The sequence below is a fragment of the Pseudomonas sp. S07E 245 genome, assembly GCF_019599025.1.
Lineage (GTDB): Bacteria > Pseudomonadota > Gammaproteobacteria > Pseudomonadales > Pseudomonadaceae > Aquipseudomonas > Aquipseudomonas shirazensis.
Genome location: NZ_CP080625.1, coordinates 1,063,244 through 1,079,523, shown reverse-complemented (window position 1 = coordinate 1,079,523; position 16,280 = coordinate 1,063,244). Strand labels below are relative to the sequence as shown.

Sequence of the window (16,280 nt, the reverse complement as noted above, 5' to 3'; positions counted from 1 at the left end):
TTTACGCTTCAATCGCGCGTGTGCGCCGGCCAGCCGGCGCACACGCGCGAGCCGAAATCGCGATATCATGCCGGCGTCCACTCGCAGGTAGAAAGCACATGAACCGCCAGAAAAAACTGCAACAGCTGTTCAAGGCCAAGGCGCAAAAAGCCAACGCCAAACTCGCCCCAAAAAAACCCAAGTACATCTGCAAGGCTGACCGTCTGAAAGCCGCTGCCGAAGCAGCTGAGGCCGCCGTATCCAGCCCTGAATAAAGCGGGCAGACAGCTCTCGCGACCGGCATGCATCACTCAGCTGGTGCATTGAAGGCCTGCGACGATAACGACATTGACATCCGTCGAGAAATGTTTTGTAACAGACTCGGTAGCTTGCTATGCTTCTCGTTACCCGTGATGTCCAAATCAGGCCTAATGACGCCCTCGAGAGGGTCGTTCATTCAAGCCACGCGACTGCCAGGCTTCATACAAGAGCAGCGCCCAATTCAGTCTCCCCACACTTCGTAGAGCCGTTTTTGCTGTAGCGCCTGACCAGGCACACTGGAAGATAGCGCTATCTCATCTGAGACTATCGCGGCTTCTACAGGTAACGGATTACCGGATACATCTCGGGTTCCTCGTGAATAGTCATAGGTGAACCCGCATGCTGATTGCCACGCAAACATCGCGAAGAAAGTTTCTGCTGTCCTCGCTGATCGCCTTGCCCGCCATGGGCATCGCCCTCAACGGCCTGAGCGCCGCTGCCGCCGCCGAGCTCGCCGCGCCGAGCCTGGACAGCTACACGCCGATCTTTTTCACTGCAGCCGAATGGACCTTCATCCTGGCTGCCTGCGACCGCTTGATCCCTGCTGATGGCCGCGGCCCCGGTGCGCTGGAGACCAACGTGCCGATCTTCATCGACCAGCAACTGGCCGGCGACCTGGGTAGCGAGGTGTACCTTGAGGGCCCGTTCGACGTCAACGCGCCGGCCACCCTCGGCTACCAGCTGCCGTTCACTCCGCAGCAGATCTACCGCCAGGGCATCGCCGCGCTCGAAGGCTGGTGCCAGGCCAAATACGGCCAGCACTTCGCCCTGCTGTCCCTGAGCGATCGCGAGCAGGTGCTCAAGCAGATGCAGAACGGCCAGGTCGACTTTGCCGCCCACGGCGAGCCTGTGCTCAAGGCCAAGCTGCTGTTCAGCGAACTGCTCAACATCACCCGCCAGGGCTGGCTTGCCGACCCGATCTACGGCGGCAACAAAGGCATGAAGGCGTGGATTGCGATCGGCTTCCCCGGCGCGCGTGCCAGCTACCTGGAATGGGTAGCCCAGCACAACGTCCCCTACCCGCTCGGCCCGGTCAGCCTGACCGGCCAGCGCGGTTGAACCCTTCGCCAAGCGACAGAGCATTCAAGGTTACCTATGCCAAACATTACCAATGACGAAGTCGATGTAGTCGTGGTCGGCCTCGGTTGGGCCGGCTCGCTGATGAGCATCGAGCTCGCCCAGGCCGGCCTCAAGGTGCGCGCCCTGGAACGTGGCGAAGACCGCAGCAATGCCGACTTCACCTACCCCAAGCCCGCCGACCAGTACGCTTACGGCGTGCGCAACAAGATCATGGTCACGCCCAAGGACGGCGCCCTCACCGTGCGCCACAACATGCAGAGCACCGCTCTGCCGACTCGCCAGTGGGGCGCATTCGTGCCTGGCACCGGCGTCGGCGGCTCGGGCCTGCACTGGACCGGCGTGCTGATCCGGCCAACGCCGACCGACATCAAGCTCAAGACCTACGCCGACCAGGCCTACAAACCCGGCGTGCTGGGTGAAGGTATGCAGATCCAGGACTACCCGTTCACCTGGGAAGAAATCGAGCCGTATCTGGATAAATTCGACAAGATCTGCGGCCTGTCGGGCAATACCGGCAACCTGCAGGGGCGCATCGTCGAAGGCGGCGACCCGTTCGAAGGGCCACGCTCGAGCCCCTTCCCGCTGCCGGCGCTGGAAGACACGCTGAACAACACGATGTTCGCCGAAGCCGCGCGCAAGCTGGGTTATCACCCGTTCCCCAACCCTTCGGCCAACGTTTCGCGCGCCTGGAAAAACCCCTACGGCAACCAGATCGCGCCGTGCAACTACTGCGGTTATTGCAGCAAGTACCCGTGCCTGAACTACTCCAAGGCCTCGCCGCAAACCGCGGTGATGGACGCTCTCAAGCGCATGGACAACTTCGATTACCGCACCAACGCCAACGTCCTGCGGGTTGAGCTGCACGCCGACGGCAAGACTGCCAAGGGCGTGACCTATGCCGATGGCCAGGGCAACGAAGTGTTCCAGCCGGCCAAGATCGTCGTACTGGCGGGCTTCCAGTTCGTCAACGTGCGCCTGATGCTGCTGTCGGGCATCGGCCAGCCGTACAGCCCGCTGACCGGCAAGGGCACCATCGGCCGCAACTATGCCTTCCTCAGCGTTGGCGGCAGCACCCTGTTCTTCAAGGACAAGACCTTCAACCCGTTCGCCACTGCCGGCGCCACCGGGCAGATGTTCAACGACATCTCGCCAGGCAACTTCGACGGCCCGGCACTGGGTGTGATCGGCGGCGCCAAGATCCACAGCTCGCAGGCCACCGGCACGCCGATCGGCACCGCCCTGCCCGCCGGCACCCCTGAGTGGGGCCAGGGCTGGAAAGAAGGCATGCAGGACTGGTACGGCCATTCGATGAAGGTCAGTATCTCTACCGGCTGCATGTCCTATCGCGAGCACTACCTGGACCTCGACCCGACCTACAAGGACCCGTGGGGCCAGCCGCTGTTGCGGATCACCTTCGACTGGAAGCCCAACGAGCTGAAACTGCAGCAGCACCTGCGTGGCATCGTTGGCGACATCACCAAGGAGCTCAACCCCGACAGCGTCAGCGAAAGCTACCTGGACATGGATTCGCACTGGGACATCACCAAGTACGTCTCCACCCACAACGTCGGCGGCGCGATCATGGGCGACTCGCCCGAGACCAGCGCGCTCAACCGCTATCTGCAGAGCTGGGACGTGCACAACGTATTCGTCCCCGGCGGCAACGCCTTCCCGCAGAACTTCCAGGCCAACCCGACCGCGCTGATCGGCGCGCTGACCCTGTTCGCCGCCCAGGCGATCAAGGACCAGTACCTGAAAAACCCTGGCCCGCTGGTGCAGGCATGAGGAGCGCTTCGATGAAATCGACCCTGATCCGTCTGCTCCTGCTCGCGGCCCTGCTGGCATTGCTGGCCTGGGCCGTGAGCCTGTGGCTGAACCGCTCCGGCGACGCCAGCGCGCAGATGCCACAGCCGATCACCGAACAGTTGATCGACAAGGGCGCCTACCTGGCCCGGGTCGGCGACTGCGTGGCCTGCCACACCAGCCACGATGGCGGCAAGGCGTTCGCCGGGGGCCTGGGCATTGCCTCGCCAATCGGCACCATCTACTCCACCAACATCACCCCCGACCACAAGACCGGTATCGGCGCCTGGAGCTACGGTGAGTTCGAACGGGCCATGCGCCGCGGTATCGGCCATGACGGCAGTGCGCTGTATCCGGCGATGCCCTACCCGTCCTATGCCAAGGTCAGCGATGCCGACCTGCAGGCGCTGTATGCCTACTTCATGAAGGGTGTGGCGCCGGTGGAACAGGCCAACAAAGCCAATGGCATTGCCTGGCCGCTGTCGATCCGTTGGCCGCTGGCGTACTGGCGCGCGCTGTTCTCGCCTACGCCCGAAGCGGCTGCGGCCGACGCCGTGAGCATCGACGATGCCCAACTACAGCGCGGCGCCTACCTGGTTCAGGGCCTTGGCCACTGTGGCTCTTGCCACACGCCACGGGCACTGACCATGCAGGAGCAAGGGCTGGACGAGCGCACTGGCAGCTATCTCAGCGGCGCTGAGCTCAATGGCTGGGCGGTACCGGCGCTGCGCGGCATGCCGCACTGGAGCCAGCAGCAGATCGTTGACTACCTGGGCACCGGGCGCAACAGCATCGCCGCTGTGGCGGGCGAGATGAAGGATGTGGTCGCCAACAGTACCTCGCACATGAGCGACGAAGACCTGCTGGCGATGGCCGCCTACCTCAAATCGCTGGAGGCCACCGGTAAAGGTGAGTATCAGCACGCCCCGCAGCGCAGCCAGGCCACCATCGCCAAACTGACGGCGGCCAAGGACCTGGATCTGGGTCAGCGGCTGTACCTGGACAACTGTGGCGCGTGTCACTTTGTCACCGGCCAGGGCGCCGAGCAGGTATTCCCGCGGCTTGACGGTGCTTCGGTGGTCAATGCCGAGAACCCGTCGGCGCTGATCCAGGTAATCCTCGCGGGTGCCATGACGCCGTCCACCGAACGTGCCCCTTCGGTGCTGCCGATGCCCGGCTTTGCCGAGCGCATGGACGATGCTGAAGTGGCCGCGCTGGCGAGCTTCCTGCGCCATGGCTGGTCGAACCAGGCCTCGAAGGTGACTGCGGCACAGGTCCGTGAAGTGCGTGCCGCGCTCCAGCATCACTGAGGTGCCATAGCGCAATTGTCGCGGGCCGTCCTGGCCCGCGATAGCCGCTTGCTCAGGTCTGCAAACCCTCATACCACTGCGCATAGGGTGTATTCCGGACCTTGTGCCGATTGAAGTCGGCACTGCCATCGTCCCACCACACCGGGCCGCGTTCGCCCAAGGCTACCTTGGCCGCCTGCACGCCTGCTCTAGCCTCGCGCAACGCCTCTGCATCCACACGGCCCTTGGCCGCTTTCACAGCACGTCGAGCAGTCATCAGCTCATTCACCAAGCGTTGCCGCTCTGGCTCGGCCAGGCTGGGATTGGAGCAGCGCCAGAGCATCCCATCGATGACGAGATAACGACCATCAGGTGTGGTTGGCGCGGCCATCAGTCGGCCTCTTCTGGCTCGACCGGATCGATATCTTCCTCTTCCTCAACCACCTCGGTGTGGCCATGGTTGGCAGGCTTTTGCGGGTCGTTGACGAACGGCACGCCGCTGGGCCCCTGTTCTTCCAAACCTTCCGTTGCTGGGTTCATCGTCAGTACCTCTCCAGTGATCAATGCGTACCGTTAGAGACCCGCGCGCCGGCCAACGTTCAACCCTGGCGCACGAACAGGCGCCGGTCGCGAGCCCAGACAATGGCCTCGCTGCGGCTGTGCACATCGAGCTTGGAGTACACCGTCGCTACGTGGTTACGCACGGTGTTGGGCGCCAGCTTGAGCCGCGCGGCGATTTCCTTGTCGGCCAGGCCTTCGCAGATCAGGCCCAGCACTTCGCGCTCGCGCGCGGTCAGGTCGGTCACTGACGCCGGCGGGAACTGGCGGGTGTTGAGGTTCTTGGCGTTGGCCAGTTTTTCGATCAGGGTCTGGCTGAACCAGGACGCATCGTGCATCACCGCCTCAATGGCCTCCACCAGCTCAAGCTCAGAGCGTTTGCGCTCGGTGATGTCCATCACCACCAGCAGGTAGCACGGCGAGTCCTGCAGGCTGACGGTGTCGGCGGCGAGCACGCAGTCGATGATCTCGCCGCCCTTCTTGCGCAACTTCAAGTCCAGGCCCTCGATGCGTCCAGACTTTTCCAGCAGGTCGAACAGCTGAGTGCTCACCTCGCGGCCTTCGACCACATCCAGCTCATCAACGGTACGGCCGATCAGCTCCTGCGCGGTGTAGCCCAGGGTCGCCAGGAACGCCTCGTTGGCGTCCACCACCTGCTGGCGGTCAGCACTGCACACCAGGGTCGGCACCGGGTTCAGGCGAAACGCCTTGGCGAAGCGCTCTTCACTCTGGCGCAACGCGGTTTCGGCCTTGCGCCGTGGCTCAAGGTCGGTAAAGGAAAACAGCATGCAGTCTTCTTCATGCATGTCCAGTGGCTGGCCGGCAACGATCACCAGCTTGCTGCCGCCTTCAGGCAGGCGCAATTCGGCCTGCATCTGCGGGATGGTACCGCCGCTGGTCAAGCGTTCGATGGCAAGGTCCTTGCGCTCGGCGTTTTCCAGCACGTCGACCTCGTACACCGAGCGGCCGATGACGTTCTCCCGGGTGTGCCCGGTCATCTCCAGAAAGCCCTGGTTGACCTTGATGAAACGCAGGTCGCTCAAGCGGCAGATCACCGCCGGTGCCGGGTTGGCGTTGAAGGTCTTTTCAAAGCGTTGCTCGGCACTCGCCCACTGGGTGGCATCGGCGATGATCAGCACCAGTGACTCCGGGGCGCCCTTGCTGTCCTCCAGGATCATGCTGCGGATGCGCTGCACGCGCATGCGCTCTTCTTCATCGCCTATCCGCAGCACCTCGACCAGCACATCACTGAACACGTCACCGGCCGCGACCCGGCTGATCGGGTATTGCTCGGGCTCCAGCGGGTGGTTGTTGCGATAGCGCAAGGCAAACCGCTCGCGGTACTCCTCTGCGTTGGCGCCCAGCTCGCTGATCTCGCTGACACCGTGCATCTGCAGGGCAGCTTCGTTGGCCCAGAGGATGGTCTGATCGACCTCGACCAGGATCACCCCATCGGACAACCCGGAGATGATCTGCTGCAACTGGCGGCGGTTGGTTTCTCGGGCAAGCACAGCGTCGCTCATGGGTCGATCTCCAGTGGGTCAAGGCGCACCCGGGTTAGAAGCACGCCGTGGCAAAAGGTGCCCGCCCAGCTTAGTGCATCGTCTGCCCGTGCAGATTAGTGCGAATGCACCAGATCGGGGGGTGCAGATGCGTCATTACAGGCCCTGGACGCCTGGGCAAACTCAAATCACGGTCCACCCACGGGTGACTGAACTGGAATCTGCCTTGCTGAGGATGCATAGATGACTGACATGACTGACGCGTACGCAACCACTACCGCAGTGCCTGCCCAGCCATTGCGGGTATCGTGGAGCTCGGTGTTCGCCGGTGGTGCAATTGCCCTGGTGACTTATCTGCTGTTGAGCGTGCTCGGTACCGCGATCGGTGCTGGCGCGGTTGATCCGCTCGAAGCCGGCAACCCGCTGCGCGGATTCGGCACCGGTGCCGGTATCTGGTTGTTCGCCAGCACCCTGCTTGCAGTAGCTGCTGGTGCGTGGGTGGCAGGCCGCACTGCCCCCACTCGCGGTGGCCTGCATGGCCTGTTGAGCTGGACCATCACCACCCTGCTCACCACCTGGCTGCTGGCCTCGCTGGCCACCGGTGTGGTCGGCACCGCCGGCAATATCGCGGGCAAAGGCTTGTCGCTGGCCGCTGATGGCGTAGCCGCAGCAGCGCCGGGGGTTGGCCAGAGCATCAAGCAGCAGCTCGACAAGAACGGTATCAGCCTGGACTGGGACAGCCTCAAGGCTGAGCTGGACAAAACCCTGCAACAGTCCGGCAAAGCAGGCCTGGCGCCGAATAATGTTGAGCAAAGCGCTGCCCAGGTGAGCGCCGAGACCGAACAGGCTGCGACCACCGTCGCCAATGACCCGACTCAGGCCATGGAGCAACTGCAGCAGTGGTTCGACCGCATCAAGCAGGCTGGCGACCCAGCGCTGAGCGCCGCTGACAAGGATGCACTGGTCAACATCGTGGCTGCTCGGACCGGCAAGAGCCGCGAAGAAGCCCAGCAGGTCGTCGACAACTACGCCCGTGCTTACCAGCAGGCAGCAGAGAAAGTCGAAGCTCTCAAGCAACAGGCTGAGCAGCAAGCCCGCGAAGCAGCTGACGTAGCCGCCAAGAACCTGTCCAAAGCAGCCTGGGGCACCTTGATCACCCTGCTTATCAGCGGCGCACTGAGCTTTGCTATCGGTCGCTTTGCGCTGACCAGCCGTAACCGCCAGATCGCAACGCTGCGCTGATTAGTTGATGGCAATGAAAGCGAAGAAGATGACACCGGATTTATTTTCGCCAGGAGGTGCAACTGTTGAAAGTGGCAAGCGGTCATTAAAGATGTCGACGACACACACATACTATTGAGCTAGGAGAACGTCCATGAGCGGTACTTCTGACAAAATCAAAGGCATGGCCAACGAAGCTGTTGGTAAAGTAAAACAAGCCGTTGGCAAGGCCACCGACAACACTGAACTGGAAGTCAAAGGCAAGGTTCAGGAGAAGAAAGGTGAAGCTCAGCAAGTGGTAGGCGATGTGAAGAACACAGTGGACAAACACTGATAGTGTCGCCAACGTAACCCAGAACGGTCGTCCTCGGACGGCCGTTTTTTTGCGTTTCCGAGGTAGTCGATGAAACTGATTCCCGCGCTCGCTGCCCCTGCCAATGCACTGATCTGCGGCGCCAGCCAAGGCATTGGCCTGGCTCTGTGTCAAAGCCTGCTCGCCCACCCTGACGTCGAGCGGGTATACGCAGTAGCGCGGCACGCCAGTACCAGCGCTGAGCTGGAAGCATTGGCCCAGGAGCATGGCCAACGCCTGCTGCGGTTTGACTGCGATGCCCGCGATGAGCAAGCGCTGGCGCAGTTGGCGCGCGAAGTTGGCGCGAGCTGCCAACACTTGCACCTGGTGATCAGCACTCTGGGTATTCTTCAGCAGGACGGCGCCCGCGCCGAAAAGAGCCTGGCGCAACTCGACCTCAGCGGCCTGCAAGCCACTTTCGCGACCAATGCCTTTGCTCCAGTGCTACTGCTCAAGCACTTGCTGCCACTGCTGCGCAGGCAACCGACAACCTTCGTTGCGCTGTCGGCACGGGTCGGTTCGATCGACGACAACCAGCTTGGCGGCTGGTACAGCTACCGCGCCAGCAAAGCCGCCCTTAATCAATTGCTGCGCACCGCCAGCATCGAACTGCGCCGAGTCAACCCGGCATCCACCGTATTGCTGGTGCACCCTGGCACCACTGACACACAGCTGTCCCGGCCCTTTCAGGCCAATGTACCCGCCGAGCAGCTATTCACCACTGCGTTTGCCGCCAAGTGCATCCTCGAGCTGGCACGCCAGCATGGGCCCGAGCAGAGCGGTAGTTTCTGGGCCTGGGATGGCAAGCCGATCAGTTGGTAAGTCACAAACGGCGCCAACCGATAGACAGTTCATCGGGAACTGCCCGCCACTCCTCATCCTCGAGTTCAAGCAGCCGATAACCTCCATGAGCCCTTTCGAGCAGCGCAATCCATGTCCAACAGCTCTTCCAATGCTGTCAGCCCTTCCAGCGTACGGTTGGCCAGTGCGCCACTTTTCAAATTTGTTGCGCTGCTCGCTGGCGTGTTTTTGCTCGCCGCCATTTCGCTGGTCTATCTGGCGCAGGATCTCGACCGCACTGAGCAGGAAAAGAATGCCTTCTACGTGCGCAAGGCGGTGCAGTCGCTGGAAAAATCCTTGGCCGTAACGGTTCAGGATTATGCCTTCTGGGGCGATGCCTACCGCCATTTGCACGCCGAGGTCGACACCGACTGGGCCTACATCAATCAGAATATCGGCCCGACGCTGTACGACGACTTCGGCTTTCAGGGGCTGTTCGTGGTCGATGACCAGAACCGCACGGTGTATTCGGTAATCGATGGCAAACAGCGCAGTGAAGAAGCCAGCGACTGGCTGCGTCAGCCCATTGCCGGCATCGCCGACGCGGCCCGGGCCGGTGCCGAGGCGCAAACCTCCGTTACCCGCTATATCAATATTGGCGGTGCGCCCGCAGTGATTGCCGCAGCGGCCATCACCCCAGGCACCGATCCCACCGTCACGCCAGACAACCGAGCACACTCGGTGCTGATCTTTGTCGATGTGTTGGACCCAAAAAAACTGGCTGCCCTGGGTACCGACTTCGGTGTAGCTCAGCTGCGTGTAGCAAGCCATGGCCAGCATTCCGTTGATAGCGTAGTAACGCTGGCCGATGACGGCGGCACCCTGCAATGGACCCCAGCTCAGCCGGGTTGGCGCCTGCTGGCCGTTGGCCTGCCGCTGATCGGCCTGGCCGCTTTGCTGGTGGCGCTGATGACTTGGGTGATCCTGCGCCGCACCACCGCCGCCGCCCAGGCGCTGGACGCCAGCTTTGCCTCGTTGCAACACAGCCAGGCTGCCCTGGCCACCAGCGAAGCGCGCTTTCGCGATGTTGCCGAAGCCAGCTCCGACTGGATCTGGGAGGTCGACGCGGCCCTGCGCTTCACTTACCTGTCGGAGCGCTTTCAGTGCGTGACTGGACTGTCCAGCGACACTTGGCTAGGCGCCCACATCGACGATCTGCTGACCACCGAAATGGGTCTGCTATCGCAGTGGCTGAGCATTCCCAACCGCCGCCCCGAGATCAGTGTGCAATGCCGCTACCTGGATGCCCGCGGGCAAGCACGGATCACCCGCCTGTCAGCACGCACCTTGCCCGACGGCGGCGTGCGCGGCACCGCTACCGATGTCACCGAAGAAGTCGAAGCGCGCCGGCGCATCGAGTTCCTGTCTCAGCACGATGCCCTGACTGGCCTGCCCAACCGCACCCGCCTGCAGGCCTTCCTCGACGGCAAACTGAAGGCCCAGCCCACTGTCGAGCAGCCGCTGGTGATGCTCTGCCTGGACCTGGACCGCTTCAAACCGGTGAACGACCTGCTCGGCCATGCCGCCGGTGATCGGGTACTCAATGAAGTGTCCAGTCGCCTGGCCGATTGCGTACGGCATGCCGACCTGGTAGCGCGGGTGGGCGGCGACGAATTCGTCCTGATCGTGACCGATGTCAGTTCTCAGGAAGAGGTCGAAACCCTGTGCCGGCGGCTGATCGCCTCCATCGAAATGCCGATCGCGATCGAAGACCAAGAGGTGTTCATCAGTGCTAGCATCGGCATTGCCATGGCCCCGCACGATGCCTGCGAGGCGACCGCACTGCTGCGCTATGCCGACATCGCCCTGTATGAAGCCAAGAGCGGCGGGCGCAACACCTGGCGCTTCTATGCCGGCGACATGAACGCGCGGATCATCGAGCGCAGACGCCTGGAAAGCGACCTGCGCCAGGCGATCAAGAACGGCGAGCTGGAGCTGCACTTCCAGCCCCGCTACCGCATCGCCGACGGCCAGATGGTCGGCGCCGAAGCCTTGGTGCGCTGGCAGCATCCGCTGCGCGGACAGATCGCACCGGATGTGTTCGTGCCGATTGCCGAAGAGTCCGGGTTGATCCTGGCGTTGAGCAACTGGGTGCTCGAACAGGCCTGCCGCAATGCCGCCAACTGGCCCGCGCAGCTGTTTGTATCGGTCAACCTGTCGCCATCCGAATTCAAACGCGGCAACCTGATCGAGCGGATCCAGCATGTGCTGAGCGCCAGCAACATCGCCCCTGCTCGGCTTGAGCTGGAAATCACCGAAGGGGTCATGCTCGACGATGCTGCGGGTGCGCTAGAGATCATGCGCACGCTTAAACGCTTGGGCGTGCGCATCGCCCTCGATGATTTTGGAACGGGTTATTCGTCGTTGAGCTACCTGCGCGCGTTTCCGTTCGATGGCTTGAAGATCGACCGAAGCTTTCTTAGTCGGTTGGACCAGAGCGACAACAACGAAAGTGATCAGGCGATCATTCAGGCCATCGTTGGCTTGGGTCGGGCGTTGTCTCTCACGGTTACCGCTGAAGGCGTGGAAACTACGGATCACCTGAAACTGCTGCAGGCGGTGGCGTGTGATGAAGGTCAAGGGTATTACTTGAGTCGGCCGTTGGGCAGTGATGCGTTCAGGGCTTTGTCTGCGATTGCCGGTGGGGTGGATGCTTGAGGTTGGCTCGCAGCGCCTCCCAGCTGTTTCTGGGCTCATGGCCGGAATCGTTGAACGTCTGCGCCAGCCAAGCCTCTGAAATAAACGCACCTACACATCCAGCTCTGGAGGACAGCCTCACATGAAGATTCTGATGGTCCTGACATCCCACGACCAACTCGGCGACACCGGCAAGAAAACCGGCTTCTGGCTGGAAGAGTTCGCCGCCCCTTATTACACCTTCATCGACGCCCAGGCCGAGGTCACCCTCGCCTCGCCCAAAGGCGGCCAGCCGCCACTGGACCCGAAAAGCGATGAACCCGACGCACAGACTGAAGCCACCCGCCGCTTCGCCGCTGACAGCAAAGCGCAAGCGCTACTCGCCGACACCCTGCCGCTGGGCGAGATCGACCCGTACGACTTCGATGCAGTGTTCTACCCAGGCGGCCACGGCCCACTGTGGGACCTGGCCGAAGACCTCGACTCGAAAACCCTGATCGAGGCCTTCTACGCCTCGAACAAACCGGTAGCCGCCGTGTGTCATGCCCCAGGCGTGCTGAAAAACGTCAACGCAGCTGATGGCAGCCCGGTCGTCCAGGGCAAGCGCGTAACCGGCTTCACCAACTCCGAGGAAGAAGCCGTCGGCCTGACCAAGGTGGTGCCGTTTCTGGTCGAAGACATGCTCAAGGCCAAAGGCGGCAACTACTCCAAAGCCGCCGACTGGGCCAGTTACGTGGTCGAGGACGGCAACCTGATCACCGGCCAGAACCCGGCATCGTCGGAAGCGACGGCAGAGGCGCTGCTGGCGCGACTGCGCCAGGAACAGGCTGACTGAGCCAAACGTTCGCCGCTATCGCTCAGGCGCTGGCGGCGAACCGCCCTCAACTACAAGGTCATGATCGGCCGCAACAACGCCTGGCCCTCGTACAACGCCGACAAATAGCGTTCGCGCATCTGCTCGGTGGTCATTCGCGAGGCATGGGTGGTGATGGTCAGGACCGCCTGCAACCGCTCTTCCCGATCGATCAGCGGCACGCTCAGCACACGCATCCCCACCTCGTATTCCTGATCCAGCAACACATACCCGCGCTCGCGTGCCAGGTTGATCTGGGCGCGCACCTCTGTCTCGTCGATCAAGGTATACGGGGTAATCGCCCGCAGCGGGTTACGCGCAAAATAGCCCGCCAGCGCTTCTTCATCGAGGCTCGCCAGCCAGAGCCGACCGCTGCCGGTGCAGTACATCGGCACCCGCGAGCCTGGACGGATCGACAGCGACGCGATGTGGCTGTAGCGGCTGCGTACGATATGCACGATGTCGTCGCCATCACGCACCCCGACCGAAACATGCTCCTGAGTGGTTCGCGCGACCTGCTCGACGATCGGCCGCAGCATGCGCGGCAAAACCGCCGAATCGACGTAAGCCTGGCCGATGCGCAGGGCTTTGGCAGTCAGCCAGTAATAGCGGCCATCAGTTTGCGCATAGTCGTCATGCACCAGGGTCAGCAGGAAGCGCCGGGCGGCGCTATGGGTCATGTCGGCGAGCCGCGCCGCCTCGGGCACGCTCAGGCGCGGGTGGTCCTGGGAAAACAACTGCATCAGTGCCAGGCCTTTTTGCAGCCCGACGATCAGATCGCGCGAGTGGATAGTGGGCTGCTTCATGGCGCCTGCGCTCATTAAAAGGATGAGTGCGATTATCGCATCGACAGCGCGATTATCAACCGATCTGGCGTTCACCTTGATTGTTGCTGCAAACCGCAGCTCGCACTATCGGCTCACAACAAAGCCAACCAGCGAGTGCTGCATATGATCAAGGGATCGACCCAACTGGTCGCCATCGTCGGCTCACCTATTGCCCAGGTGAAGTCACCGGAAAACTTCAATCGCTGGTTCGCCGAGCAAGGTCAGGACACCGCCATGCTCGCCATCGACCTGCAGCACACGGCCCTTGATGGCTTTGTGACGATGCTGCGCGGCTGGCACAACCTGCGCGGATGCGTGGTCACCGTGCCCTACAAGCAGCAGCTGGCCAGCCGCCTGGACGGCCTCAGCGAACGCTCCCAGGCGCTGGGCACGGTCAATGTGATTCGCCGTGAAGCCGATGGCCGTTTACTCGGCGACATCGTCGATGGCGAGGGCTTTCTCAATGCCGCGCGCAAGCAGGGCTTCGATCCGCGCGATAAAAACGCACTGGTGATCGGCACTGGTGGCGTTGGCAGCGCCATCGCCTATTCGCTGTGCCAGGCCGGACTGACCCGGTTGGCCATCAGCGACCTCGACGGCCGGCGTGTCGAAACGCTGGCTGAGCTGCTGCGCACCTCCTTCCCGCATATCGCCATCAGCGCCAGCCCCGCCTCGCTGGCCGAATTCGATCTGGTGGTCAACGCCTCGCCGGTGGGCATGGGCGCTACTGGCGACGGGCCGATGCCACTGCCGGTCGCGCTGATGCAGACCCTGCGCGACACCACCCTGGTCGCCGACGTAGTCACGGCGCCGGCGCTCACGCCGTTCCTGTCGTTTGCCCGGGGCATGGGCTGCGCCATCCAGACCGGCCCGGAGATGGCCCTGGCGCAGTTGGGCAATCTCGGCCATTTCATGGGCGTGACTCCGCTGGATATCTGACCCGCAGGGTCAATCAGGTGACAGACATGAACAACAAAAATTATGACCTGATCGTGCTCGGCAGCGGCGCTGCCGGTTTCGCCGCTGCGGTAAGTGCCAGCAGCCTTGGCTTGAACGTGCTGCTGGTGGAAAAAGCCGACCGTTTTGGCGGTACATCGGCGATTTCCGGCGGTGCGGTCTGGCTGCATGACACCGACCAGGCGCGCGCCGCCGGGCTGCAGTTGCCGGCCGAGCAAATGCGCCTGTATCTGCAGCAGGTCATCGGCGCCAACTATCAGCCCGAACTGGTCGACGCCTTTATCGAACATGGCCGTGAGGCGCTGCGTTTTCTGCAACAGAACAGCGAACTCAAATACAGCCTGCGGCCGTTGTCGCCGGATTATTACCCGTACCTGCCCGGCGCGACCCAGAGCGGGCGCGCGCTGGAGATCGACGAGTACGACGGGCGCCGCCTGGGCGCGCAGTTCAGGCACCTGAAACAACCACCGGACGGCATGCTGCTGTTTGGCGGGATGATGGTCAATCGGGTCGACATCCAGCATTTTCTCAGCTGCAAGCGCTCGCTGCGTTCGCTCGGCCATTGCCTGAAACTGCTTGCGCGTTATGGCCTGGATCGTCTCAGTCACCCGCGCGGCACCCGCCTGACGGTCGGTAATGCGTTGATCGCGCGGCTGGCCACCACGGCATTTGCCAATGGTGTCGAGCTCTGGCTCGAGGCTTCGGCGCAGGCGTTGATCGTCGAGGACGGTGTGGTCAGCGGCGTGCGCATCCACTGGCGCGGCGAGGAACACGCCGTGCGCGCCCGGGGCGGGGTGCTGCTGGCCATGGGCGGCTTTGCTGCTGGCGAACACGCCGGGCAGTGGCGCCCGGCCAGTGCTGCGCCGCACTTGAGCATGTCGCCGCCAGCCAATGTCGGCGATGGCCAGCGCCTGGCGGCATCGGTGCAGGCAGCGCTGGGCGAGCAACTGGCAGCCAACTTCTTCTGGGCGCCGGTCTCGCGCCTGCGCAAGGCCGACGGCAGCGAGGAGCGCTTTCCCCACCTGGTCACCGACCGCGCCAAGCCGGGAGTGATTGCGGTCAATCAGGACGGCCAGCGCTTCGTCAACGAAGCCAACTCCTATCACAGTTTTGTCGAGGCGATGTTTGCCAACGGCGGAGCCAACGCGCCCTGCTGGCTGGTCTGTGACGGCGAGGCGCTGAACACCTACGGCCTGGGCCTGGCGCGACCGCGGCCGGTCGACAACAGCGCATTGATCGCAGCCGGCTACTTGCTGCGGGCCGATAGCCTGGCCGAGTTGGCCGCGCGGCTGGCGATCGACCCCAGCAAATTGGCGCAGACCGTACAGCGCTTCAACAACGACGCCGCGGCAGGCGTCGACCGCCAGTTCGGCAAGGGCAGCAATGCCTACAACCGCTATATGGGCGACCCGTTGCACACGCCCAACCCCTGCCTGAGGCCGCTGAACAAGCCGCCCTACTACGCCATTCGCCTGCACACCGGCGACCTCGGTTCGGCACGCGGGCTGATCACCAACGGCCAGGCCAATGTGCTCAACGCACAGGGCGAACCGATCGCCGGGCTGTATGCCGCCGGCAACGAAATGAACTCGATCATGGCCGGCACCTATCCAGGGCCGGGCATCACCCTCGGCCCTGCCCTGACCTTTGCCTATCTGGCTGCCAAAGACATCGCCGGGCGCCTGAATGGCGCCACCGCAACCACCTCAACCCACTCAACACAGCCCTCTGGAGAGCAGCATGTTCTATGAACTACGCACCTACACCCTGAAACCGACCAAGCTGGCTGACTGGCTGGCGTTGTACAAAAGCGCTGCGCTGGAAGTACAGCAAGAGCACCTGGGCCATCTGGTCGGCTTTTTCACCACCGAAATTGGCGAGGTCAACCAGGTGGTACACCTGTGGGCCTACACCAGCCTGGATGAGCGCACCGCCCGCCGCGCAGCAATGGCGGCCGACCCGCGCTGGCTGGAGTTCGCCCGCCAGAACAAAGCGCTCGATGCGGTAGTCACGCTGGAGTCGCGCCTGCTGCGCCCGACCGATTTCTCGCCGCTGCAATAA

The 16,280-nt window shown here is 62.9% G+C and carries 16 protein-coding genes; 12 read left to right on the top strand and 4 right to left on the bottom strand.

Going from position 1 to position 16,280, the window contains the following annotated elements:
- Nucleotides 1-98 precede the first annotated feature (98 nt).
- From K3F44_RS04830 to K3F44_RS04815, 4 genes are all read left to right on the top strand, one after another.
- Entirely contained in the window at nucleotides 99-254 is a 156-nt protein-coding gene (locus K3F44_RS04830) for a DUF2986 domain-containing protein (protein WP_101318684.1), read from the top strand.
- Between the two features lie 385 nt (nucleotides 255-639).
- On the top strand, nucleotides 640-1,359 hold the full coding sequence (locus K3F44_RS04825; protein WP_101318682.1) for a gluconate 2-dehydrogenase subunit 3 family protein: 720 nt from the start codon (nucleotides 640-642) through the stop codon (nucleotides 1,357-1,359).
- A gap of 36 nt (nucleotides 1,360-1,395) precedes the next feature.
- Nucleotides 1,396-3,165, top strand: coding sequence for a GMC family oxidoreductase (locus K3F44_RS04820; protein WP_101318680.1), 1,770 nt, complete (start codon nucleotides 1,396-1,398; stop codon nucleotides 3,163-3,165).
- 11 nt (nucleotides 3,166-3,176) lie between these two features.
- Nucleotides 3,177-4,493, top strand: a complete 1,317-nt coding sequence (locus K3F44_RS04815) for a cytochrome c (protein WP_220633442.1) — start codon at nucleotides 3,177-3,179, stop codon at nucleotides 4,491-4,493.
- A gap of 52 nt (nucleotides 4,494-4,545) precedes the next feature.
- Here the strand turns inward: K3F44_RS04815 and K3F44_RS04810 are convergent, their stop codons facing one another.
- From K3F44_RS04810 to K3F44_RS04800, 3 genes are read right to left on the bottom strand one after another with little or no spacing between them, the layout of a single operon-like run.
- Nucleotides 4,546-4,863 (bottom strand): hypothetical protein, encoded by a 318-nt coding sequence (locus K3F44_RS04810; RefSeq protein WP_220633441.1) that lies wholly within the window; start codon nucleotides 4,861-4,863, stop codon nucleotides 4,546-4,548.
- Nucleotides 4,863-5,012 (bottom strand): hypothetical protein, encoded by a 150-nt coding sequence (locus tag K3F44_RS04805; protein ID WP_178080759.1) that lies wholly within the window; start codon nucleotides 5,010-5,012, stop codon nucleotides 4,863-4,865. The genes K3F44_RS04810 and K3F44_RS04805 overlap by 1 nt, the downstream gene beginning before the upstream one ends.
- A gap of 59 nt (nucleotides 5,013-5,071) precedes the next feature.
- Nucleotides 5,072-6,553: a helix-turn-helix transcriptional regulator gene (locus tag K3F44_RS04800; RefSeq protein WP_220633440.1), complete on the bottom strand. Its 1,482-nt coding sequence runs from the start codon at nucleotides 6,551-6,553 to the stop codon at nucleotides 5,072-5,074.
- Between the two features lie 231 nt (nucleotides 6,554-6,784).
- Here K3F44_RS04800 and K3F44_RS04795 point away from each other — a divergent pair, with 231 nt between their 5' ends.
- The 5 genes from K3F44_RS04795 (at nucleotide 6,785) to K3F44_RS04775 (ending at nucleotide 12,417) form a co-directional block, all read left to right on the top strand.
- The gene (locus K3F44_RS04795) at nucleotides 6,785-7,774 is read left to right on the top strand and encodes a hypothetical protein (protein ID WP_150572937.1); all 990 of its coding nucleotides are present in this window, start codon (nucleotides 6,785-6,787) and stop codon (nucleotides 7,772-7,774) included.
- Between the two features lie 133 nt (nucleotides 7,775-7,907).
- A complete protein-coding gene (locus K3F44_RS04790; RefSeq protein WP_101318671.1) occupies nucleotides 7,908-8,087 on the top strand; it encodes a CsbD family protein in 180 nt (59 codons plus the stop codon).
- A gap of 69 nt (nucleotides 8,088-8,156) precedes the next feature.
- Nucleotides 8,157-8,927, top strand: a complete 771-nt coding sequence (locus K3F44_RS04785; protein WP_220633439.1) for an SDR family NAD(P)-dependent oxidoreductase — start codon at nucleotides 8,157-8,159, stop codon at nucleotides 8,925-8,927.
- Nucleotides 8,928-9,038: 111 nt separating this feature from the next.
- Nucleotides 9,039-11,603 carry an EAL domain-containing protein gene (locus K3F44_RS04780; protein WP_220633438.1) on the top strand — a complete coding sequence of 855 codons (2,565 nt, stop codon included), beginning with the start codon at nucleotides 9,039-9,041 and terminating at the stop codon, nucleotides 11,601-11,603.
- A 121-nt stretch (nucleotides 11,604-11,724) separates the two neighbouring features.
- Nucleotides 11,725-12,417: a type 1 glutamine amidotransferase domain-containing protein gene (locus tag K3F44_RS04775; protein WP_103437031.1), complete on the top strand. Its 693-nt coding sequence runs from the start codon at nucleotides 11,725-11,727 to the stop codon at nucleotides 12,415-12,417.
- Nucleotides 12,418-12,467: 50 nt separating this feature from the next.
- On the opposite strand, the gene K3F44_RS04770 is transcribed toward K3F44_RS04775, so the two are convergent.
- On the bottom strand, nucleotides 12,468-13,241 hold the full coding sequence (locus K3F44_RS04770) for an IclR family transcriptional regulator C-terminal domain-containing protein (protein ID WP_220633437.1): 774 nt from the start codon (nucleotides 13,239-13,241) through the stop codon (nucleotides 12,468-12,470).
- A gap of 144 nt (nucleotides 13,242-13,385) precedes the next feature.
- Here K3F44_RS04770 and K3F44_RS04765 point away from each other — a divergent pair, with 144 nt between their 5' ends.
- Genes K3F44_RS04765 through K3F44_RS04755 form a run of 3 tightly spaced genes read left to right on the top strand, consistent with a single transcriptional unit; the run spans nucleotide 13,386 to nucleotide 16,280 of the window.
- Nucleotides 13,386-14,201 (top strand): shikimate dehydrogenase, encoded by an 816-nt coding sequence (locus K3F44_RS04765; protein ID WP_220633436.1) that lies wholly within the window; start codon nucleotides 13,386-13,388, stop codon nucleotides 14,199-14,201.
- 26 nt (nucleotides 14,202-14,227) lie between these two features.
- Entirely contained in the window at nucleotides 14,228-15,970 is a 1,743-nt protein-coding gene (locus tag K3F44_RS04760; RefSeq protein WP_220633435.1) for an FAD-dependent oxidoreductase, read from the top strand.
- Nucleotides 15,960-16,280 (top strand): NIPSNAP family protein, encoded by a 321-nt coding sequence (locus K3F44_RS04755; RefSeq protein ID WP_101318657.1) that lies wholly within the window; start codon nucleotides 15,960-15,962, stop codon nucleotides 16,278-16,280. The genes K3F44_RS04760 and K3F44_RS04755 overlap by 11 nt, the downstream gene beginning before the upstream one ends.